The sequence below is a fragment of the Streptomyces sp. NPDC057950 genome, from assembly GCF_042887295.1.
Taxonomy (GTDB): Bacteria; Actinomycetota; Actinomycetes; order Streptomycetales; family Streptomycetaceae; genus Streptomyces; species Streptomyces kaempferi.
Window position 1 is genome coordinate 230,120 of sequence record NZ_JBHVPP010000008.1, and the last position, 14,533, is coordinate 244,652.

General features: G+C 73.0%; 13 protein-coding genes. 8 read left to right on the forward strand and 5 right to left on the reverse strand.

Annotation, left to right across the window (positions count from 1 at the left end):
• Positions 1-126 precede the first annotated feature (126 nt).
• From ACFVTC_RS16020 to ACFVTC_RS16030, 3 genes are all read left to right on the forward strand, one after another.
• Positions 127-648, forward strand: a complete 522-nt coding sequence (locus ACFVTC_RS16020; protein WP_390127265.1) for a Uma2 family endonuclease — start codon at positions 127-129, stop codon at positions 646-648.
• On the forward strand, positions 645-878 hold the full coding sequence (locus tag ACFVTC_RS16025) for a helix-turn-helix domain-containing protein (protein ID WP_390127267.1): 234 nt from the start codon (positions 645-647) through the stop codon (positions 876-878). Before ACFVTC_RS16020 ends, ACFVTC_RS16025 begins: the two co-directional genes overlap by 4 nt.
• 619 nt (positions 879-1,497) lie before the next feature.
• Positions 1,498-2,196, forward strand: a complete 699-nt coding sequence (locus tag ACFVTC_RS16030; protein WP_390127269.1) for a LuxR C-terminal-related transcriptional regulator — start codon at positions 1,498-1,500, stop codon at positions 2,194-2,196.
• 444 nt (positions 2,197-2,640) lie between these two features.
• Here the strand turns inward: ACFVTC_RS16030 and ACFVTC_RS16035 are convergent, their stop codons facing one another.
• Entirely contained in the window at positions 2,641-5,271 is a 2,631-nt protein-coding gene (locus ACFVTC_RS16035; protein ID WP_390127271.1) for an AAA family ATPase, read from the reverse strand.
• 151 nt (positions 5,272-5,422) lie between these two features.
• Here ACFVTC_RS16035 and ACFVTC_RS16040 point away from each other — a divergent pair, with 151 nt between their 5' ends.
• Both ACFVTC_RS16040 and ACFVTC_RS16045 read left to right on the forward strand, forming a co-directional pair.
• Positions 5,423-6,766, forward strand: a complete 1,344-nt coding sequence (locus ACFVTC_RS16040; RefSeq protein ID WP_390127272.1) for a methylmalonyl-CoA mutase family protein — start codon at positions 5,423-5,425, stop codon at positions 6,764-6,766.
• Positions 6,767-7,229: 463 nt separating this feature from the next.
• Complete coding sequence (locus ACFVTC_RS16045; RefSeq protein WP_390127274.1) at positions 7,230-7,967, forward strand: hypothetical protein; 738 nt, start codon at positions 7,230-7,232, stop codon at positions 7,965-7,967.
• A 129-nt stretch (positions 7,968-8,096) separates the two neighbouring features.
• On the opposite strand, the gene ACFVTC_RS16050 is transcribed toward ACFVTC_RS16045, so the two are convergent.
• A complete protein-coding gene (locus ACFVTC_RS16050; protein ID WP_390127275.1) occupies positions 8,097-8,612 on the reverse strand; it encodes a DUF5990 family protein in 516 nt (171 codons plus the stop codon).
• A gap of 283 nt (positions 8,613-8,895) precedes the next feature.
• On the opposite strand from ACFVTC_RS16050, the gene ACFVTC_RS16055 reads away from it, so the two are divergent.
• Together ACFVTC_RS16055 and ACFVTC_RS16060 are read left to right on the forward strand one after the other, a co-directional pair.
• Entirely contained in the window at positions 8,896-9,381 is a 486-nt protein-coding gene (locus ACFVTC_RS16055) for a hypothetical protein (RefSeq protein WP_390127277.1), read from the forward strand.
• Positions 9,382-9,522: 141 nt separating this feature from the next.
• Positions 9,523-10,344: a maleylpyruvate isomerase family mycothiol-dependent enzyme gene (locus ACFVTC_RS16060; protein WP_390127279.1), complete on the forward strand. Its 822-nt coding sequence runs from the start codon at positions 9,523-9,525 to the stop codon at positions 10,342-10,344.
• Positions 10,345-10,368: 24 nt separating this feature from the next.
• Here the strand turns inward: ACFVTC_RS16060 and ACFVTC_RS16065 are convergent, their stop codons facing one another.
• Together ACFVTC_RS16065 and ACFVTC_RS16070 are read right to left on the reverse strand one after the other, a co-directional pair.
• Positions 10,369-10,905, reverse strand: a complete 537-nt coding sequence (locus ACFVTC_RS16065) for a hypothetical protein (RefSeq protein ID WP_390127281.1) — start codon at positions 10,903-10,905, stop codon at positions 10,369-10,371.
• A 323-nt stretch (positions 10,906-11,228) separates the two neighbouring features.
• The gene (locus tag ACFVTC_RS16070) at positions 11,229-12,680 is read right to left on the reverse strand and encodes a DHA2 family efflux MFS transporter permease subunit (protein WP_390127283.1); all 1,452 of its coding nucleotides are present in this window, start codon (positions 12,678-12,680) and stop codon (positions 11,229-11,231) included.
• Positions 12,681-12,774: 94 nt separating this feature from the next.
• Here ACFVTC_RS16070 and ACFVTC_RS16075 point away from each other — a divergent pair, with 94 nt between their 5' ends.
• Entirely contained in the window at positions 12,775-13,512 is a 738-nt protein-coding gene (locus ACFVTC_RS16075) for a TetR/AcrR family transcriptional regulator (RefSeq protein WP_390127285.1), read from the forward strand.
• A gap of 229 nt (positions 13,513-13,741) precedes the next feature.
• Here ACFVTC_RS16075 and ACFVTC_RS16080 read toward each other — a convergent pair whose 3' ends face one another.
• Positions 13,742-14,500: a hypothetical protein gene (locus tag ACFVTC_RS16080; protein ID WP_390127287.1), complete on the reverse strand. Its 759-nt coding sequence runs from the start codon at positions 14,498-14,500 to the stop codon at positions 13,742-13,744.
• Positions 14,501-14,533 lie beyond the last annotated feature (33 nt).

The window sequence follows — 14,533 nt, forward strand, 5'->3', positions numbered from 1 at the left end:
CGTACCTGCGTGGCGCCGGTCCGTGAGAGGGGCCGCTGGGCTCGAGCCGTCCCGCGTATGATGATTCCGTCATGTACGGTTGACGCATGACGGAACAGAGCAGTTACCACCACCTGCGTGAGTTCCGTGAGGCGTTCGACAAACCCGCCGGCATGGCCGGAGATCAGTCACGGCCAGCTGCTCATGATGATGAGCCCCAAGAAGCAGCATCAGCCGGTCGCTCACCGTCTGCGCACCCAGCTGGGTACGGACCTGGTCCTCATGCTCGAAACCGACATGGAAGACGCCGCACTCGGCATCCTGCGCGTCCCGGACCTTGTCGTGGTCGATGAAGAAGAGGCCACCGCTGACAGCGACGCGATCGACCCCCGCCGCTGCCACCTGGTGATCGAGATCGTCTCCCGTTCCAATCCCACCAATGACTACGAGGGCAAGCTGCGCGACTATCCGGCCATGGGGGTGCCGCACTACCTGATCGTCGACCCCCGGGACGGAAGCGCTGTCCACCACTGGGCGCCCGCACGGCGTACCGGCGTGGCCATCTACGACAACAGGCAGCACTACACGTTCCCGGAGACCATCACGGTCGGCGACTGGAAGATCGACACCGCGGTTCTGCCCCGCTACAGCCAGGACGCCGGACGATGAGTGACACCGCCGGCCTGGTGCGCTTCTGGCGACAGCAGCGAGGCATGTCCCAGGCACGCCTGGCCGAACTCGCCGGAACCGGACAGGCCGCGATCTCCCGCATCGAATCCGGGCGGGACCAGCCCACCCTCGCGCTGTTGGAGCGCATCGCCTCGGCACTGGACTGTCAGCTCAGGGTCACCTTCACGTCCGACTCGGAAGCCGCACCAGCCTCGAACCTGATCGTCTGATTCCCGCTGGTCAGGAGCAGCGACTCCCGAGCAGCTCTTTGCAGGGCTTCAGCCCGGGTGTCGCGTCGGCCACGGCGGTGTGCCGTCGCCCTGCCTGACTGATATTCCGGGCCATCGGCGGGCGCCCGATGTCACGACGCCGCCTGCTGTGGCTGTTCCCAGGGGACGTGGCGGGCCCTTCGTACGGCTGACCGCGCGGGCCGCCGGCGGAACCCCGGCCGCGGCGCCCGACGCCCCCTGTGGCCGAGCGCACAGAACCGGCCTCCGGGGCCCGCGTCCGCGCTCCCCGAAGGGTCCCGCAGGGCTGCCACAGAGATCCCCCATGCCGCACACAACACAGCCGCAAGCGGCCGGTGGTGCAGTAGGACAGGTCACTTCCCGTTCAGGAGGAAACGAAGAGATCCAGCCGATCGAGGAGATCGCGGAGCTCACGGGGATCGCGGAACGGCTGCCCGCACGCCGAGGGGATCACGAGCACGTCGGCGGCGGCGCAGACAGGATCCCCCGCCCCAACCGCCGCGCACGGATTCCCGGCGATCGCCCGGCGTTGTGTGAAAGCCGGCCGTGCAACGAGGCATGCGTTGTCCCGCACTTGGATACAGAAAGCCGGTATCTCGTCATGACCACCAGCATCACGGATGTCCTGCTCACCAACGACCGGTCGACCACCTCGCACACCGGACACCGGTACACCTACGCCGCCCGTTCGGTGTCGGCGGCCGGCCGACGCACCTACACCGCCCATCTCAATCCCGAGCGGCGCATCGTCGCGGCCGAGCCCGACTTCTCCCGCCGGTTCGGACGTACCTCGGCCGACACCTGCGGCCGCAGCCTGTACGAGCTGCTCCACCCGAGTTCGCCGTCCTATCTGGACCGGCACTTCACCCGTCTGTCGGAGGGGCGGTGCAACCGCTTCGACGAGCGGATGGTCGGCCTCGGTGACTCGGGCCGGGTGTTCTCCGCCGGGATCACCGGAATCGCGGTCCACGACACCACGGGTGGGCTCGCTGGCATCGTTGTCCAAGTCCGGCCCGACCAGGAGGCCGCGGCCGCCGAGGAGCCGGCCGTGCACGCCCCGGAGCGGCTGCTGAGCAAGCTCGACGCGCAGGTCCTGGAGGGTGTCGCCGCCGGCGCCTCCACCGTGCAGCTCGCCGCGCGCCTCTACCTCAGCCGGCAGGGCGTCGAGTACCACGTCGGGCTCATGCTGCGGAAGCTCAAGGCTCCCAACCGGGCCGCCCTCGTCGCCCGTGCCCACTCACTGGGCATGCTGACGGTGGGTCACTGGCCCCCGCGTGTGCCCCCGGAGTTCATCAAGTAGAGCGGCCGGACCGGCCTGGTCCAGCCCGCCCCCCGAGCTGGATGCTCCCGCCGGGTCCCTGGCCGTCACCGGCCAGGGACCCGGGAACATCGCACCCCCGAAAGCGGCATCGTGGTGGAGGCGGCGCGCACCCGACACGGCGTGCGGCGGACCGCCGAGGATCTCCTGTCCCAGGATGAGCCCGGTCCGCCCCCGTACGGCCCCGCCGCCCCGTCCCGGGTCCCTCGTGCGAGGTGTGCCGGGGTGCTGCGGCAGACACCGCGGACCGCGCGGTGCCACTGAGGAGTTCGGCCGTGAGCGACTGCGGCCCCCGCGAGGGGCGTGCCCGCCAGGAGTGCGGGCCGGCAGGAGTTTCGCGGGCCGGGATGTCCCGCTCGGCGCAGGTCTCCCGCCGTGCGCGAGGAGCGTGGCGGGTGTGCCGTCACCGGGCCCGTGCGGTCCGCTTCAGTGACCGGCCTGTTCGAACGTCCGGGTGCGCAGGTCCGAGGGCAGGTCCTGGCGGCGGGCGATGCCGAGCTTGCGGTAGACGCAGGTGAGGTGGCGTTCGACCGTGCTGGGGCTGACGAAGAGCTTGACCGCGATCTCCCGGTTGGTGTGCCCCTGGGCGGCGAGCGCCGCCACCCGTTCCTCCGAACCGCTCAGCCGGGCGGTGTCCCGGCTGCGGACGGGACGCGCGGCACGTTCCGGACCGTCGACGGGCCGTATCCGCTCGCGCAGCGGCACCGCGCCGCAGTCGCCCGCCAGTTGCCAGGCCCGCCGGGTGATCGTCCCCGCCCGGGTCCCCTCCCCGTTCAGGCGCAGCGCGCTGCCCAGATCGGCCAGGGCACGGGCGAGTTCGAGGCGGTCCCCGTAGTCGCGGAGCTCGTCGACCGCGCCGGCCAGCAGCTCGACGCGGCGCCGGGGCTCGGCGGTGGCCGCGCTGAGCCGCAGTGTCACCCCGCGCACCCGCGCCCCGGCGGCCGCCGGGAGGGCGAGCTGGTCGGCGACCAGGGCCTGTGCCTCCCCGGGGCGCCCGAGCAGGAGCAGCGCCTCCGCCGCGTCGGTGCGCCAGGGCAGCGGTTCGGGCTGGTCGGTCGCCCAGCGGCCCGCGGTCCTGCCCGCCTCCAGGAACTCCTCAAGGGCCGCCTGGGGGCGCCCGGTGGCCAGGTAGTAGCGGCCGCGGGCGCGCAGGAAGGCGAGGGCGTGCACGGTGGAGTACGGCTCGCCGGGCAGGGTGGGGTGCAGGTGCAGGACCGCCGTGGCGTACTCGCCCTGTTCGGTGAGGGCCTGGACCAGCAGGGCGAGCGGGGCGAGGAGGAACGGGCCGCCGCGGCCGGCGAGGTGCTCGAGGGCACGTGTCGCCTCCCGCCGGGCACCGGCGAGGTCGCCGAGCCGCAGCAGGGACTCGGCGTGCGCGGTGGCGAAGGCGGCCTGCCAGCCGGGAGCGTTGCGGGCGGGGATCTCCTCGGCGAGCCGGCCGCACCAGGCCACGGCCCGCTGCGGCCGGTGATGGACCAGGGTGCGCAGGGCCCGGACCAGGGACTCGTAGGTGGCCGGGGCCAGCGGGGTGTCGGTCAGCAGCCGTTCGGCGGCCGGTACGTCCTCGCGCGCACCCGGGCTCAGCCACAGCGTGGCGGCGCGGGTGACCGGTGCGCCGGGGCGCTCGTGGGTGACCGGGCACTGGGCGTGGGGTTCGCTGGGCACGCTGTCGCGGGCCGGGCGGACCTCCCCGGCGGCTCGGCCCAGGACCTCGTCGGCCTCCTCGACGCGGCCCTGGGCGGCCAGCAGCCGGGCCAGCCATCCCGCGTCGGCGCAGGGCAGTTGTCCGGCGCGCAGGGCGGCCTGGGGTTCGTCGAGGAGGTGGTGGGCCGCGGCCGGGTGCAGGCGCCAGGTGTGGGCGGCGAGTTGCAGGGTGATCCGCAGCCGGGTGGGTTCGTCGGGGCAGCCGGAACGGGCCAGCCGGAGAAAGGTCGGTGCGCCGTCCGGGTCGCCGGGCGAGAACGGTTCCTGCCGGGCCGCGTCCCGCAGGGCCTGGATCTCCCAGTTGTGCGTGGCCGTCCCGGCGGCGAGTAACTGCCCTGCCACGAGGGCGGGTTCGGCCAGCGCGTGGTGCAGGACGCGGGCGGCGTCGCGGTGCGTCGACCGGCGCTGTTCGCAGGAGAGCATGCCCAGCACCGCGGACTCGGCCGCGGGATGGCGCAGCCGGGCGCCGGTGACGAGGCCCGCGGCGTCCAGGGCGCTGTACGCGCGGGCGGCGGCGTCGGTGCCGAGCCGGGCGAGCCGGGCGGCGCGCCGCACGTCGGCCTGGGCGCCCAGGACGGCGAGGGCGGTGGCCAGCCGGCGGGCGGCGGGGCCGCAGCGTTGCACACAGGTCGCGAACGCCTCGGTGAAGGGGCCGCCGGGTTCGGGCTCGGGCCACTCGGGCCGGCCGGCGGGGGTGCCCGTCTCGGCCAGTAGGGCCCGTACCAGGAGGGGGTTGCCGCCGCTGAGCGCGTGCAGTGGCGCGGCGGCGTCCGCGGGCACCGGGGTGCCCCAGAAGCGGGCCAGTTCGGCGGCGCCCCGGGCGTCCAGGCGGGTCAGCGGGATACGGACGAAGCCCTGGTGGCGCAGGAGTTCGGTGTGCAGTCCGAAGCCGTCCGTACGGTGGTACGGGGACTGGGCGAGCACGGTCAGGAGGGGGGCTTCGTGCAGGGTGTGGGTCAGGCGCAGCAGTTCGGCGAGGGAGGCGCGGTCGGCGAACTGCAGGTCGTCGACGCACAGGAGCACCGGGCCGTTCGCGCAGGCGGTGCGCAGCAGGGCGGCGAAGCCGGCGGCTGTCTCGTCGGGTGCGGGGGCCGGCCGGCGCAGGTCCTCGGTGAGGCAGGCGGCGAGGCGGCGCAGCAGCGCGTGGTCCTCGCGGCGGGCGCCGGGGTCGGCGGCGGCGTGCAGCACGGTGAGTCCGCGGTCGGCGGCGAGGTCGGCGGCGTACTGCAGGAACCGTGTCTTGCCGCAGCCGGGCGCCCCTTCCACCAGCACCAGTTGAGCGGTGCCGTCGCTGCAGGCGCGCAGAGCCTTGTCGAGTCGTGCGCGTTCGTCGTCGCGGTGCAGGAGCATCATGGGCCCGCCCTCCCGGTCGCATTCCCTCCACGTTCCTGCAGTCTAGGAAGGCATATGCCCGACACGAGTCCGGCGCGATGGCCGGTGACTGCACGGCAGGAAGTACCGGGATGCCGTCCCTGTCACACCGTCGGCGGGTTTCGGCAGGTCCTTGCGGTGTTGGTCGCGCTGCCCGGACTTTAGCCCCTGCCCCCACGATGACCACCCGTGGCGCTCCCGCGGTACGCCGGGCCTTTCGGAGGGACGATCATCGATGTTCACCGTCTGCCCCTGGACCACGCACCGGTCCGCCGGTCTCGCCACCGCGGGCGAGTCCAACGCCTACTACCGGCGGTCGGTCGCGCACGGCACGACGGAGCTGTCGGTCGTCTTCGACCTGCCCACGCAGTTGGGTCTCGACTCGGACGCCGCCCTCGCGAGCGGTGAGGTGGGCCGGGCGGGGGTGGCGGTCGACTCCCTCGACGACATGCGGGTGCTGTTCACCGGGATCCCCCTGGAGCGGGTGTCGACGTCGATGGCCGTCGGCGCGCCGGCGGCCGTGCTTGTGCTGCTGTACCAGTTGGTCGCCGAGGAACAGGGCCTGCGCGCCGACCGGTTGACCGGCACGGTCCACCACGACGTGCTGGCGGAGTACGTCGTCCGGGGCAGGCACGTCTTCCCGCCGGAGCCGTCCCTGCGGCTGGCGGCGGACCTCTTCGCCTACTGCCGTGCGCAGTTGCCCGGGTGGAACACGCTCGCGATCTCGGGGCGCGCCCTGGCGGAGGCGGGTGCCACGCCCGCGCAGGAGATCGCCTTCACCCTGGCCGAGGGTGTCGAGTACCTGCGGACGGCGGTCGCGTACGGGATGGATGTGGACGACCTCGCGCCGCGGCTGTCGTTCCTCTTCGGCGCGCGGGCCACGCTCCTGGAGGAGCTCGCCACCCTGCGTGCGGCCCGGCGCGTCTGGTCGCGGGTGCTGGGCGAGCAGTTCGGTGCGCGCGTCCCCGCGTCGCGCATACCGGTGCGCAGGGCGGTGCGGGGCCTGGCCGCGGTGCTCGGCGGCCGGCTGTACGGGCCCGCCCCCACCGTGCGCCCGTTCGCGGGCAGTCGGGCCGCGGCGCGGACGGTCGACGCTCTGGAGGCCGCGGCGCTGGAGCTGACGCTGCGGGTGGGGGAACTGGGTGGCGCGGTCGCCGCCCTCGGTCATGGCTTCCAGAAGGACGAGATCGGGCGCGCCGCCCACCCTCACCGCCGTCTCGACGGGGACGGGTTGGACGAGGTGGTCCGCCTCGACCCCGTCGCCGAGCAGCGGCAGACCGAGCGGCTGGCCAAACTGCGCGCCTGGCGGTGTGCCGACCGGGTCGACGACGCGCTCATCGCGGTGCGCAAGGCGGCGGAGGGCCCTGACAACGTCCTCCCCCCGATGAAGGGGGCACTTGCCTCCGGAGCCACGGTGGGTGAGGTCTGCGACACATTGCGGCAGGTGTGGGGCGCTGGTTTTCAGCCCGCCGCGTAGCGGGTGGGGTTGGGCAGGTGGTGGGTGCCCGCGGCGAGTCCCATCAACGAGAGGGTCCACCGACGGGGTGCCGTTCGGGTGAGTTCCGCTGTTCTCCCCGGTGCCGCGCCCCGTTGTCTGGGACTGTGCCTCCTACGACGTGGCCGATCTCAGCGGCCCCGGCCCGGAGGGGAGTTGGTGTGTGCGCCTGCCGCACATCACTGCGGTCGGTATCGGCCATGGTCCGCGCGGGGTTGTCTCCCCGGGGATGTCTCGTGCTGATGAGGGGAATGAGACACCCTCGATACGCGCTGGTGGTGCCACTCACAGGTGGCCTTCCCTGCTGTCATGTGGGCCCCGAGCACGGCATCCTTGGGAGTCGGCCGGTGCGCGCGAGCCCGAACACGCACAGGATCATGGCCAGATGATGCAGGTACCATCCGCCCTCAGGACCGATTCAGACATCCCGGAAGAAGGAACTGTCATGTCCCAAGTCCACTCGGAGACCACCGAACTCCAGTCGCAGTACTCGGCCCAGCTCACCGCGGACCTTGAGCGCAACACCAAGGAACAGGAACGTATCAGCGCCGAGGTGACAGCTCTCCAGGAGCTGTTGGAGGCACTGCGGCGCGATCAGGCCCTGCTGGTCAACCTGCGGCGGACGCTGGGTGACGAGGCCCCCGGCGCGGCCGGTGCGAAGGCGGCCGAGGCCGCCGTGACGGTGGCCTCGGTGCCCCGGCAGGCTTCCGCCGCACCCAAGTCCAAGCCCGTCAAGCAGCAGCACAAGGCCGCTGCCGCCAAGCCTGCCAAGGCCTCCGGGACCGTCAAGGCCACCGGGACCGTCAAGGCCACCGGGACCGTCAAGCCCGTCAAGGCCGTCAAGGCAACTCCCGGGAGCGCGGGGACGAAGGCCGCCGCGAAGACGCCTGCACCGGCGGCCGCGGGCAAGCCCACCCTGGTCGAGCTCATCCACGACCACCTGAGCCGGCAGTCCGAGCCGCGGTCCGCCGCGGAGATCACCTCCACGCTCTCCGAGACCCACCCCGAGCGCGGTGTCAAGGCCACGGTCGTGCGCACCACGGTGGAGGGACTGGTCGCCAAGGGACGCGCCCAGCGCAGCAAGCAGGGCACCTCGGTGTACTACACGGCGGCCGGGACCGGTGCGGGCGACGACTCCGCGCAGCAGGCCGCCCCGGAGCAGAAGACCCCGGTCACCGACTGACGCGACGGCATGCGCAGCCGTACCCGCGCGGCCCGGTCCGCGCCGAAGAACACCTTCAGGTCCGTGCCGGACACATCGGCACCCACCGTCATGGGCGGGCCGGTGCCCTTCGCCGCCGCGGCGGCGCCCTCATGCGGACGTGGCGCCGGGGACCCTCATGTGCCTGTTCCGGCCGACGGGTCGGGCAGGGCCGGCGGTCCAGGTGATGTGCGGAGGTTCGACACGTGCGCACAAGGGGTTGCCGTGCGCGTCGCTGAGGCCGAGGTGTCCGACGAGGAGGCCTTCGCGCGCCGCGTCGGCGAGCACCCGCGGGGGCACTGCGTCGAGCATCAGCTTGGCGCGGCGGAACATCGTGAAGACGCCCGCCTCGTCGACGGTGCCCCAGGACAGGTAGACGAACCGGCGGCCCAGGCGGTCCTGTACGTAGGGGCCTTGGACGTCGGTGCCGGCCGGCGAGACGGTCGCCGTGCACGGCAGGGTCCATGTCGCGGACCGGGCGTCACCGGGCTGCGGGTCGAGGAGTTCGGCGGGACGGTCACGGCGTTGCACGGCGACATGGATGTCGCGGTACACGGGGAACACGGCGTCGGCGGGGGCCGGGCAGGTGCGGCCCGGCAGGTCGACGGCGTCGATACGGATGCGCATGCCGGCCATCATCCCGCCGTGGCCGTGGCGGGATGCCTCGCGGTGCCGTGGCGGGGTTCGCGACGGGGCCCGGTGCGCGGGGCGGACCGTGCGGACCGTTCCACAAGTGGTGCTGCTCCGTGCGAGTGGTGGATCTCCCGGCTGGGTCGTAGCGTCGGTGGGAGGAGGCATCCTCCGCGTGGGAAGGCAGCCGGTCGTCGTCCGCCGTTGCGGGCGGGGCCCGGCGGGCCGGACGGACGTGGGGGCCAGATGAGTCCAAGGAGAATGGCGGCCGGGAGCGGACATGCGAAAACTCACCGTCAGGGCGGCACTCACGTTCTGTGCCGCGGTATCGCTGGCCACGGTCATGGGAGCGGCGGACGCCGCTCCTGTGGCGTCGCCGCGCTCCGCGCACACCCTCGCGCAGGAGTCGATGCAGCCCCAGGTGCCGACGCAGCCCGTCCTCGTCGACTGCTTCTGGCATCCCCAGGTGGAGCCCGGGAACTTCGTGCTCGCCTGCGGTGACGGCAACAGCCGTCTCACCTCGCTGCGGTGGTCGAGCTGGGACGCCAACTCCGCGGTGGCCACGGGCGTCAACGCGGTCAACGACTGCAAGCCGTACTGCGCAGCGGGGACCTTCCGCGAATACCCCGTCACCGTACGGCTCGACCGCCCGCAGGCATGGAAGAAGAACCCCCAGATCTCGCAGTACACCCGGCTGAGGCTCTCCTACACCGACAGCAAGCCCGCCGGATACGGGCAGACGGTCTCCTACCCCCTGTGGAACTGATCTTGACGGCTGTGCCCAGGGTCTTGTCGCGGGCCGCTTCACCTGGTGTTCTGTACCCCGGTTGACCGGCAGGCGTCCGCCTGCCGGCTCGCCGGGCTGCCGCGCGTCCGGCGCGGAGGCGGGACCTGAGGTGGGAGCGGCGTGGAGTCGGTGGCCGGGCAGGACGTACGGGACACGCTGCCCGAGGGGCTGGACGCGGCCATCCGCGCAACCGCCCGGGAGATCGCCGCACTGCTGCGCCGGGACACGGACATGGATCTCCCGGTACCCGGGTCGCGGTGGAGCGTCGGGGAGGCGGCGGCGCATCTGGCGCAGGCCAACGAACTGATGGCACAGCTCGCGGCAGGACAGGTACGCGGGTACGGGGACGGGACGCCGCAGAGTCTCGCCGCGGCCAACGAACGGGCGCTCGCCGCGTTCGGCGAGCGGAGGGCGCAGCCGCTGGCCGCGATGATCGAGGCGCAGGCCGAGGCGTACCTGAAGGCGTGGGACGCGGGTGCCGCGCGGGGAATCCTCCTCACCCCGCTGGGCCCGATGGGCGCCGACGTGCTGGGGTCCTACCTGCTGACCCACATGCTGGGCCATGGATACGACCTCGCCCGCGCGCTGGGGCGTCCGCACATGATCGACCGCGCCCGGGTCGAGCTGACCGTGCCGTTCCTGCTCACCGCCATGCCGCGGGTGACCGACACCGCCCGTGCGGCCGGGCTGAGCGCCCGCTACACGATCCGGCTGCGGGGCGGCACCCGGTTCGGTGTGACGGTGGCCGACGGGGCCGTACAGGTCGATCCGCAGCCGCCGGCCCGGCCGGACTGCACCATCCTGACGGAGCCGGTCACCTTCCTGCTGATGGCGCTCGGCCGCCGTGGCCAGTGGAGCGCCATCGGGCGGGGCGGCATCACCGTCTGGGGGCGCAGGCCCTGGCTCGCTCCCCGCTTCCCCGGCCTCTTCGAGGCACCCTGACCGCGGCTGGCGCGGCGGCGGGGGTCACCTCGGGCCGGGTGCGCCGGCCGCCGGGCTGGCGGCCAGCAGGCCGAGCAGGGTCTCGCGGTGGAGGTCGGCGATCGGGTCGAGGAGATCCGGGTGACGCAGCAGGGGCGCCGCCCGGTGGTCGCGGGGGCTGGGCACGGTGAGCCTGCGTGCGCTGCCGATGCCGCCGGTGCCGTGGTGGGTGGCGGCCAGGCAGGCCGTCGCCACGGCGGCGAGATCGGCGTCGGCCAGCAGGCAGGCCGCCCAGCTGACGACAGTCTCGTCGACCCAGGTGCGCCAGAGGTATTCGGCTCCGGCCGGCGCGTGCACGTCGGCGCCGGTCACGTAGTCCAGGCGGCCCGAGCCTCCGGGGCCCAGCAGGCTGAGCAGTTCGGCGTCCAGCGGGGTGGGGTAGCGCAGCGCGGCGGCGATGGTGACCGCGTGCTGCGCCTGGGCCTCGGCCAGGGCGTGGTTCAGCGAGCCGGCCGCCGGCGGGAACGCCGACAGCAGCCAGCGCGCGGAGGCGCTGATGACGGGTGAGAGTTCGCTGGGCAAGGTGACCGTCCTTCGCATGTGCCCGCCGTGCCCGTGCCCGGCCAGGTCGCGGGCCTCGTGGCGCCGGGAGGGGGCAGGCGCGTGGCAGTCAAACGTAAGGGCGGCCGTTGTGACGGCGACAGGGCGTGGGTCACAGAACGGGATGTGAGGTTGCCCGCCCCCCTTCGAGTCGAGGGACTGTCCGCCGCCCCCGCAGGGGCTGGGGCTGGTCCGCCGCCCTTCAATGGAGTGCCGCCGTCCTCAAGGCCGTGTCCGCCGCCCCTGGGGGTCGTCGCCGTCCTCAGGGGTTGCCTGCGGCGGTGTCAGCGGTGGGACGCCGAAGCTCAGGCCTGGCCGTGCGCCCGCTGGGCGTGCTGGGGCAGCAGGCCCACCAGCAGCAGCGTCAGGAGGTTCAGGCCCGCGGCGATGGCGAGGACCAGTTCCGCGGCGGCGAGGCAGGACGACGGGGACGGGTGCCCGGCGCGGGCGAAGAACACCGTGCCGAGGGCGGCGACGCCGATGGCGCCGGCGAACTGCTGGACGGCGTTGAGCAGGCCCGCGCCGGTGCCGACCTCCTCGGCGGTGGCGTCGCCGATGATGAAGTCGACCAGCGGGACGAACACCAGCCCGGAGCCGAAGCCGGTCAGCAGCAGCGCGGGCGCCAGCTTCCAGACAGTGATGCCGGTGCCGAAGAGGTCGAGGGACCACCACAGGGCCAGCAGGCCGATGACGGCGATGGCCAGCCCCAGGTACAGGCTCGCGCGTCCCAGTTTCTCGGCGAGCACGGCGCCCGCGAGCAGGACGGCGACGGCCGTGCCGAGGGCCCAGGGGATCAGCGTGAGACCGGTGTGCAGCGGGGTCCAGTGCATGCCCTGCTGCAGCAGCAGGTTGATGACGAGGACGAACGCGCTCAGTGACGCGTAGAACCCGGCCACGATCACCAGGCCGACGACGAAGCTGCGCCTGCGGAACAGCGACGGTGTGATGACCGGGTGCCGGCTGTGCCGTTGGGAGACGACGAACAGGGTGAGCAGGACGGCCGAGGCGGCCATCATGACGTAGGTCCAGGCGGGCCAGCCGAGGTCGCGTCCCTGGATGAGCGGGACGATGAGCAGGGCCGAGGCCGCGGTGAGCAGGCCGACGCCGGTGACGTCGAGGCGGGCGGCCGGGTCCTCCCCGCCGTGGTGGGGCAGGACCCGCCGGGCGAGCACGGTGGCGACGACGCCGAGCGGCACGTTGACCAGGAAGATGGAGCGCCACTGGCTGCCGAACAGATTCAGGTGGAGCAGCCAGCCGGCCAGGACGGGCCCGCCCACCATGGTCAGGCCCATCAGCGGGCCGATCGGGGTCAGCGCCCTGCGCAGGTGCTGCGGCGGGAAGACGACCTTCACCAGGGCCAGCCCCTGCGGGATCATCACCGACCCGCACAGGCCCTGCAGGGTGCGGGCGACTATCAGGAAGACCGGGTCGGGTGCGAGCCCGCAGGCCAGCGAGGTCAGGGTGAAACCGGCCATGCCGAGCAGGAAGAGCCGTCGGCGCCCGAGCAGGTCCCCGAGCCGTCCCGAGGTGGCCAGGCCGAGCGCGAAGGCCGCGGTGTAGGCGCTCAGCACCCACTGGACGGTGGACTGGCCGCCGCCGAGGTCGGCGTGGATGGACGGGCCGGCGAGGGTGGCGATGCTGGAGTCGATCAGATCCATGACGTCGGCCATGACCACGACGGTCAGGACGAGCCATGCGGTGCGCGACGGCGGTGTGCTGGTGGGAGGCGCCTCGGACGAGCGCTGGTCAATGGACACGAACACTGTTCTACATTGGATCGGCGTTCTGAACAATACGAACAGCGTTCCTGGTGGCGCGGAACACTGTTCGCCGATTGGTTACACTGCCCGTATGTCACCGACTCCGGAGCAACGGCGCGCGGCCCGGCACCAGCTCGGCACCGGTTCGAGCGCGCCCGCGGCCCGGCGTGGACCGTCCGGCGGGCGCAAGAAGCCGATCACGGTCGACGCCATCATCAGCACCGCGTTCGCCATCGTGGAAGCGGAGGGGTACGACGCCCTGACGATGCGGCGGGTGGCCGCCGCGCTGGAGACGGGGCCGTCGTCGCTCTACGCCCACGTGGTCAACAAGGAGGACCTGGACGAGCTGCTCATCGGCCGTCTGTGCGCCGGGATCGACCTGCCCGAGCCGGACCCCGCCGCCTGGCGGCAGCAGATCGCCGGTGTCTGCACCCAGCTGCGCGACCAGTATCTGCGGTATCCGGGCATCTCGCGGGCGGCCTTCGCCGCCGCTCCGTCCAATCTGGACACGCTGCGTGTCGGCGAGGGCATGCTCGCCATCCTGCTCGCCGGGGGCATCGACCCGCAGACCGCCGCCTGGGCGCTGGACTCGCTGTCGCTCTACGTCAACGCCTACAGCCTCGAGGTCTCCCTGGCGAACAGCCGGATCGGCCGCGGTGACGACGGCTGGGTCGTCAGCCGCGACGAACTGCTGCGCCGGTTCGCCGCGCTGCCCGACACCTTCCCCCGGACCAAGCGCTACGCCGCCGAGCTCACCGCCGGGACCGTCCACGACCGTTTCGACTTCACCATCGGCCTGATGATCGACGGGCTCCCGGGTTCACGGTGAGAGGCCCGCACAGGCCCGGCTCCGCGCTTGCCGCACCGGCCGGCGGACCGGTGCACCGGCGCACCGGCTCCATGCGTCCCCGGCCACCGGCCGGTGGCCGGGGGCGCGTGGAGCGGTTGCCGGGACCGGGGTCCGGCGGCGCGGGCGGTTTCACGCGAACGGGTGACGCCCGGCGCCCGCGCGGGACCCGGCCACCTGCGCGGCCGGTCCCCCGCCCGGCCGGGGTGGGTCAGACGGCGCGGCGGGCCCTGACCCCGTCGGCCTCGAAGTCGTAGACGGTCCCGTTGATGCGCAGACCGTCGACGGCTCCGATCCACATGTGGTCGCGGCCCTTGCCCACCGCCGCGCTGTGGATGGTCGGCTTGTCGCCGCCGTCGTCGAGCGAGGCCTTCAGCTGCGCGAACGTGCACTCGGCGGCCTGGTTGCAAGCGGTCTCGTTGCCCGAGAGGTACCAGTAGCCGTTCGAGGTGGCGTCGATGTACGGGCTCCAGCGGTCCGTCACCGGCGCCGCGTCCGGCACCCACACCAGGGCGGAGTAGTTGTCGCCCGCATGCGCGCTCACGTTCGGGTCGATCTCGAACCTGATGTTCGGCATGTTCTCCGCGCCTCCCGCGCCGACGTTCTCGCCGGTCTGGAAGACATGGAAGCCGACCTTGGTCAGGCCCAGCACCGGATCGCCGAAGAAGTCGACCTCGTTGCCGAAGTCGACCTTCTCGCTCTGGTCCGCCACCTCGATTCCCAGGCTTCCCTTTCCGTAGGGCGGCCTGGCGGCGGATCCCTGGACGCCGAACGAGCCGAACGGGCCGTCGCGCAGCGCGGCGACGGGCGAGCCGATCGTGTTGCGGGTGATCACACCCCAGTGTTCCGAGTGGTCCCGGCCCGTGCCCGCGGCAGCGGATGCGGATCCTGGGAGGACCGAGGCGACGAGGGCGGCCAGTGCGGCGACCGCGAGCGTCTTCCCCCGGCCCATGCCGAAGCGAGCGTTCACGCTCATTCCTTCCGGACGGCTGGAAAACCGGAC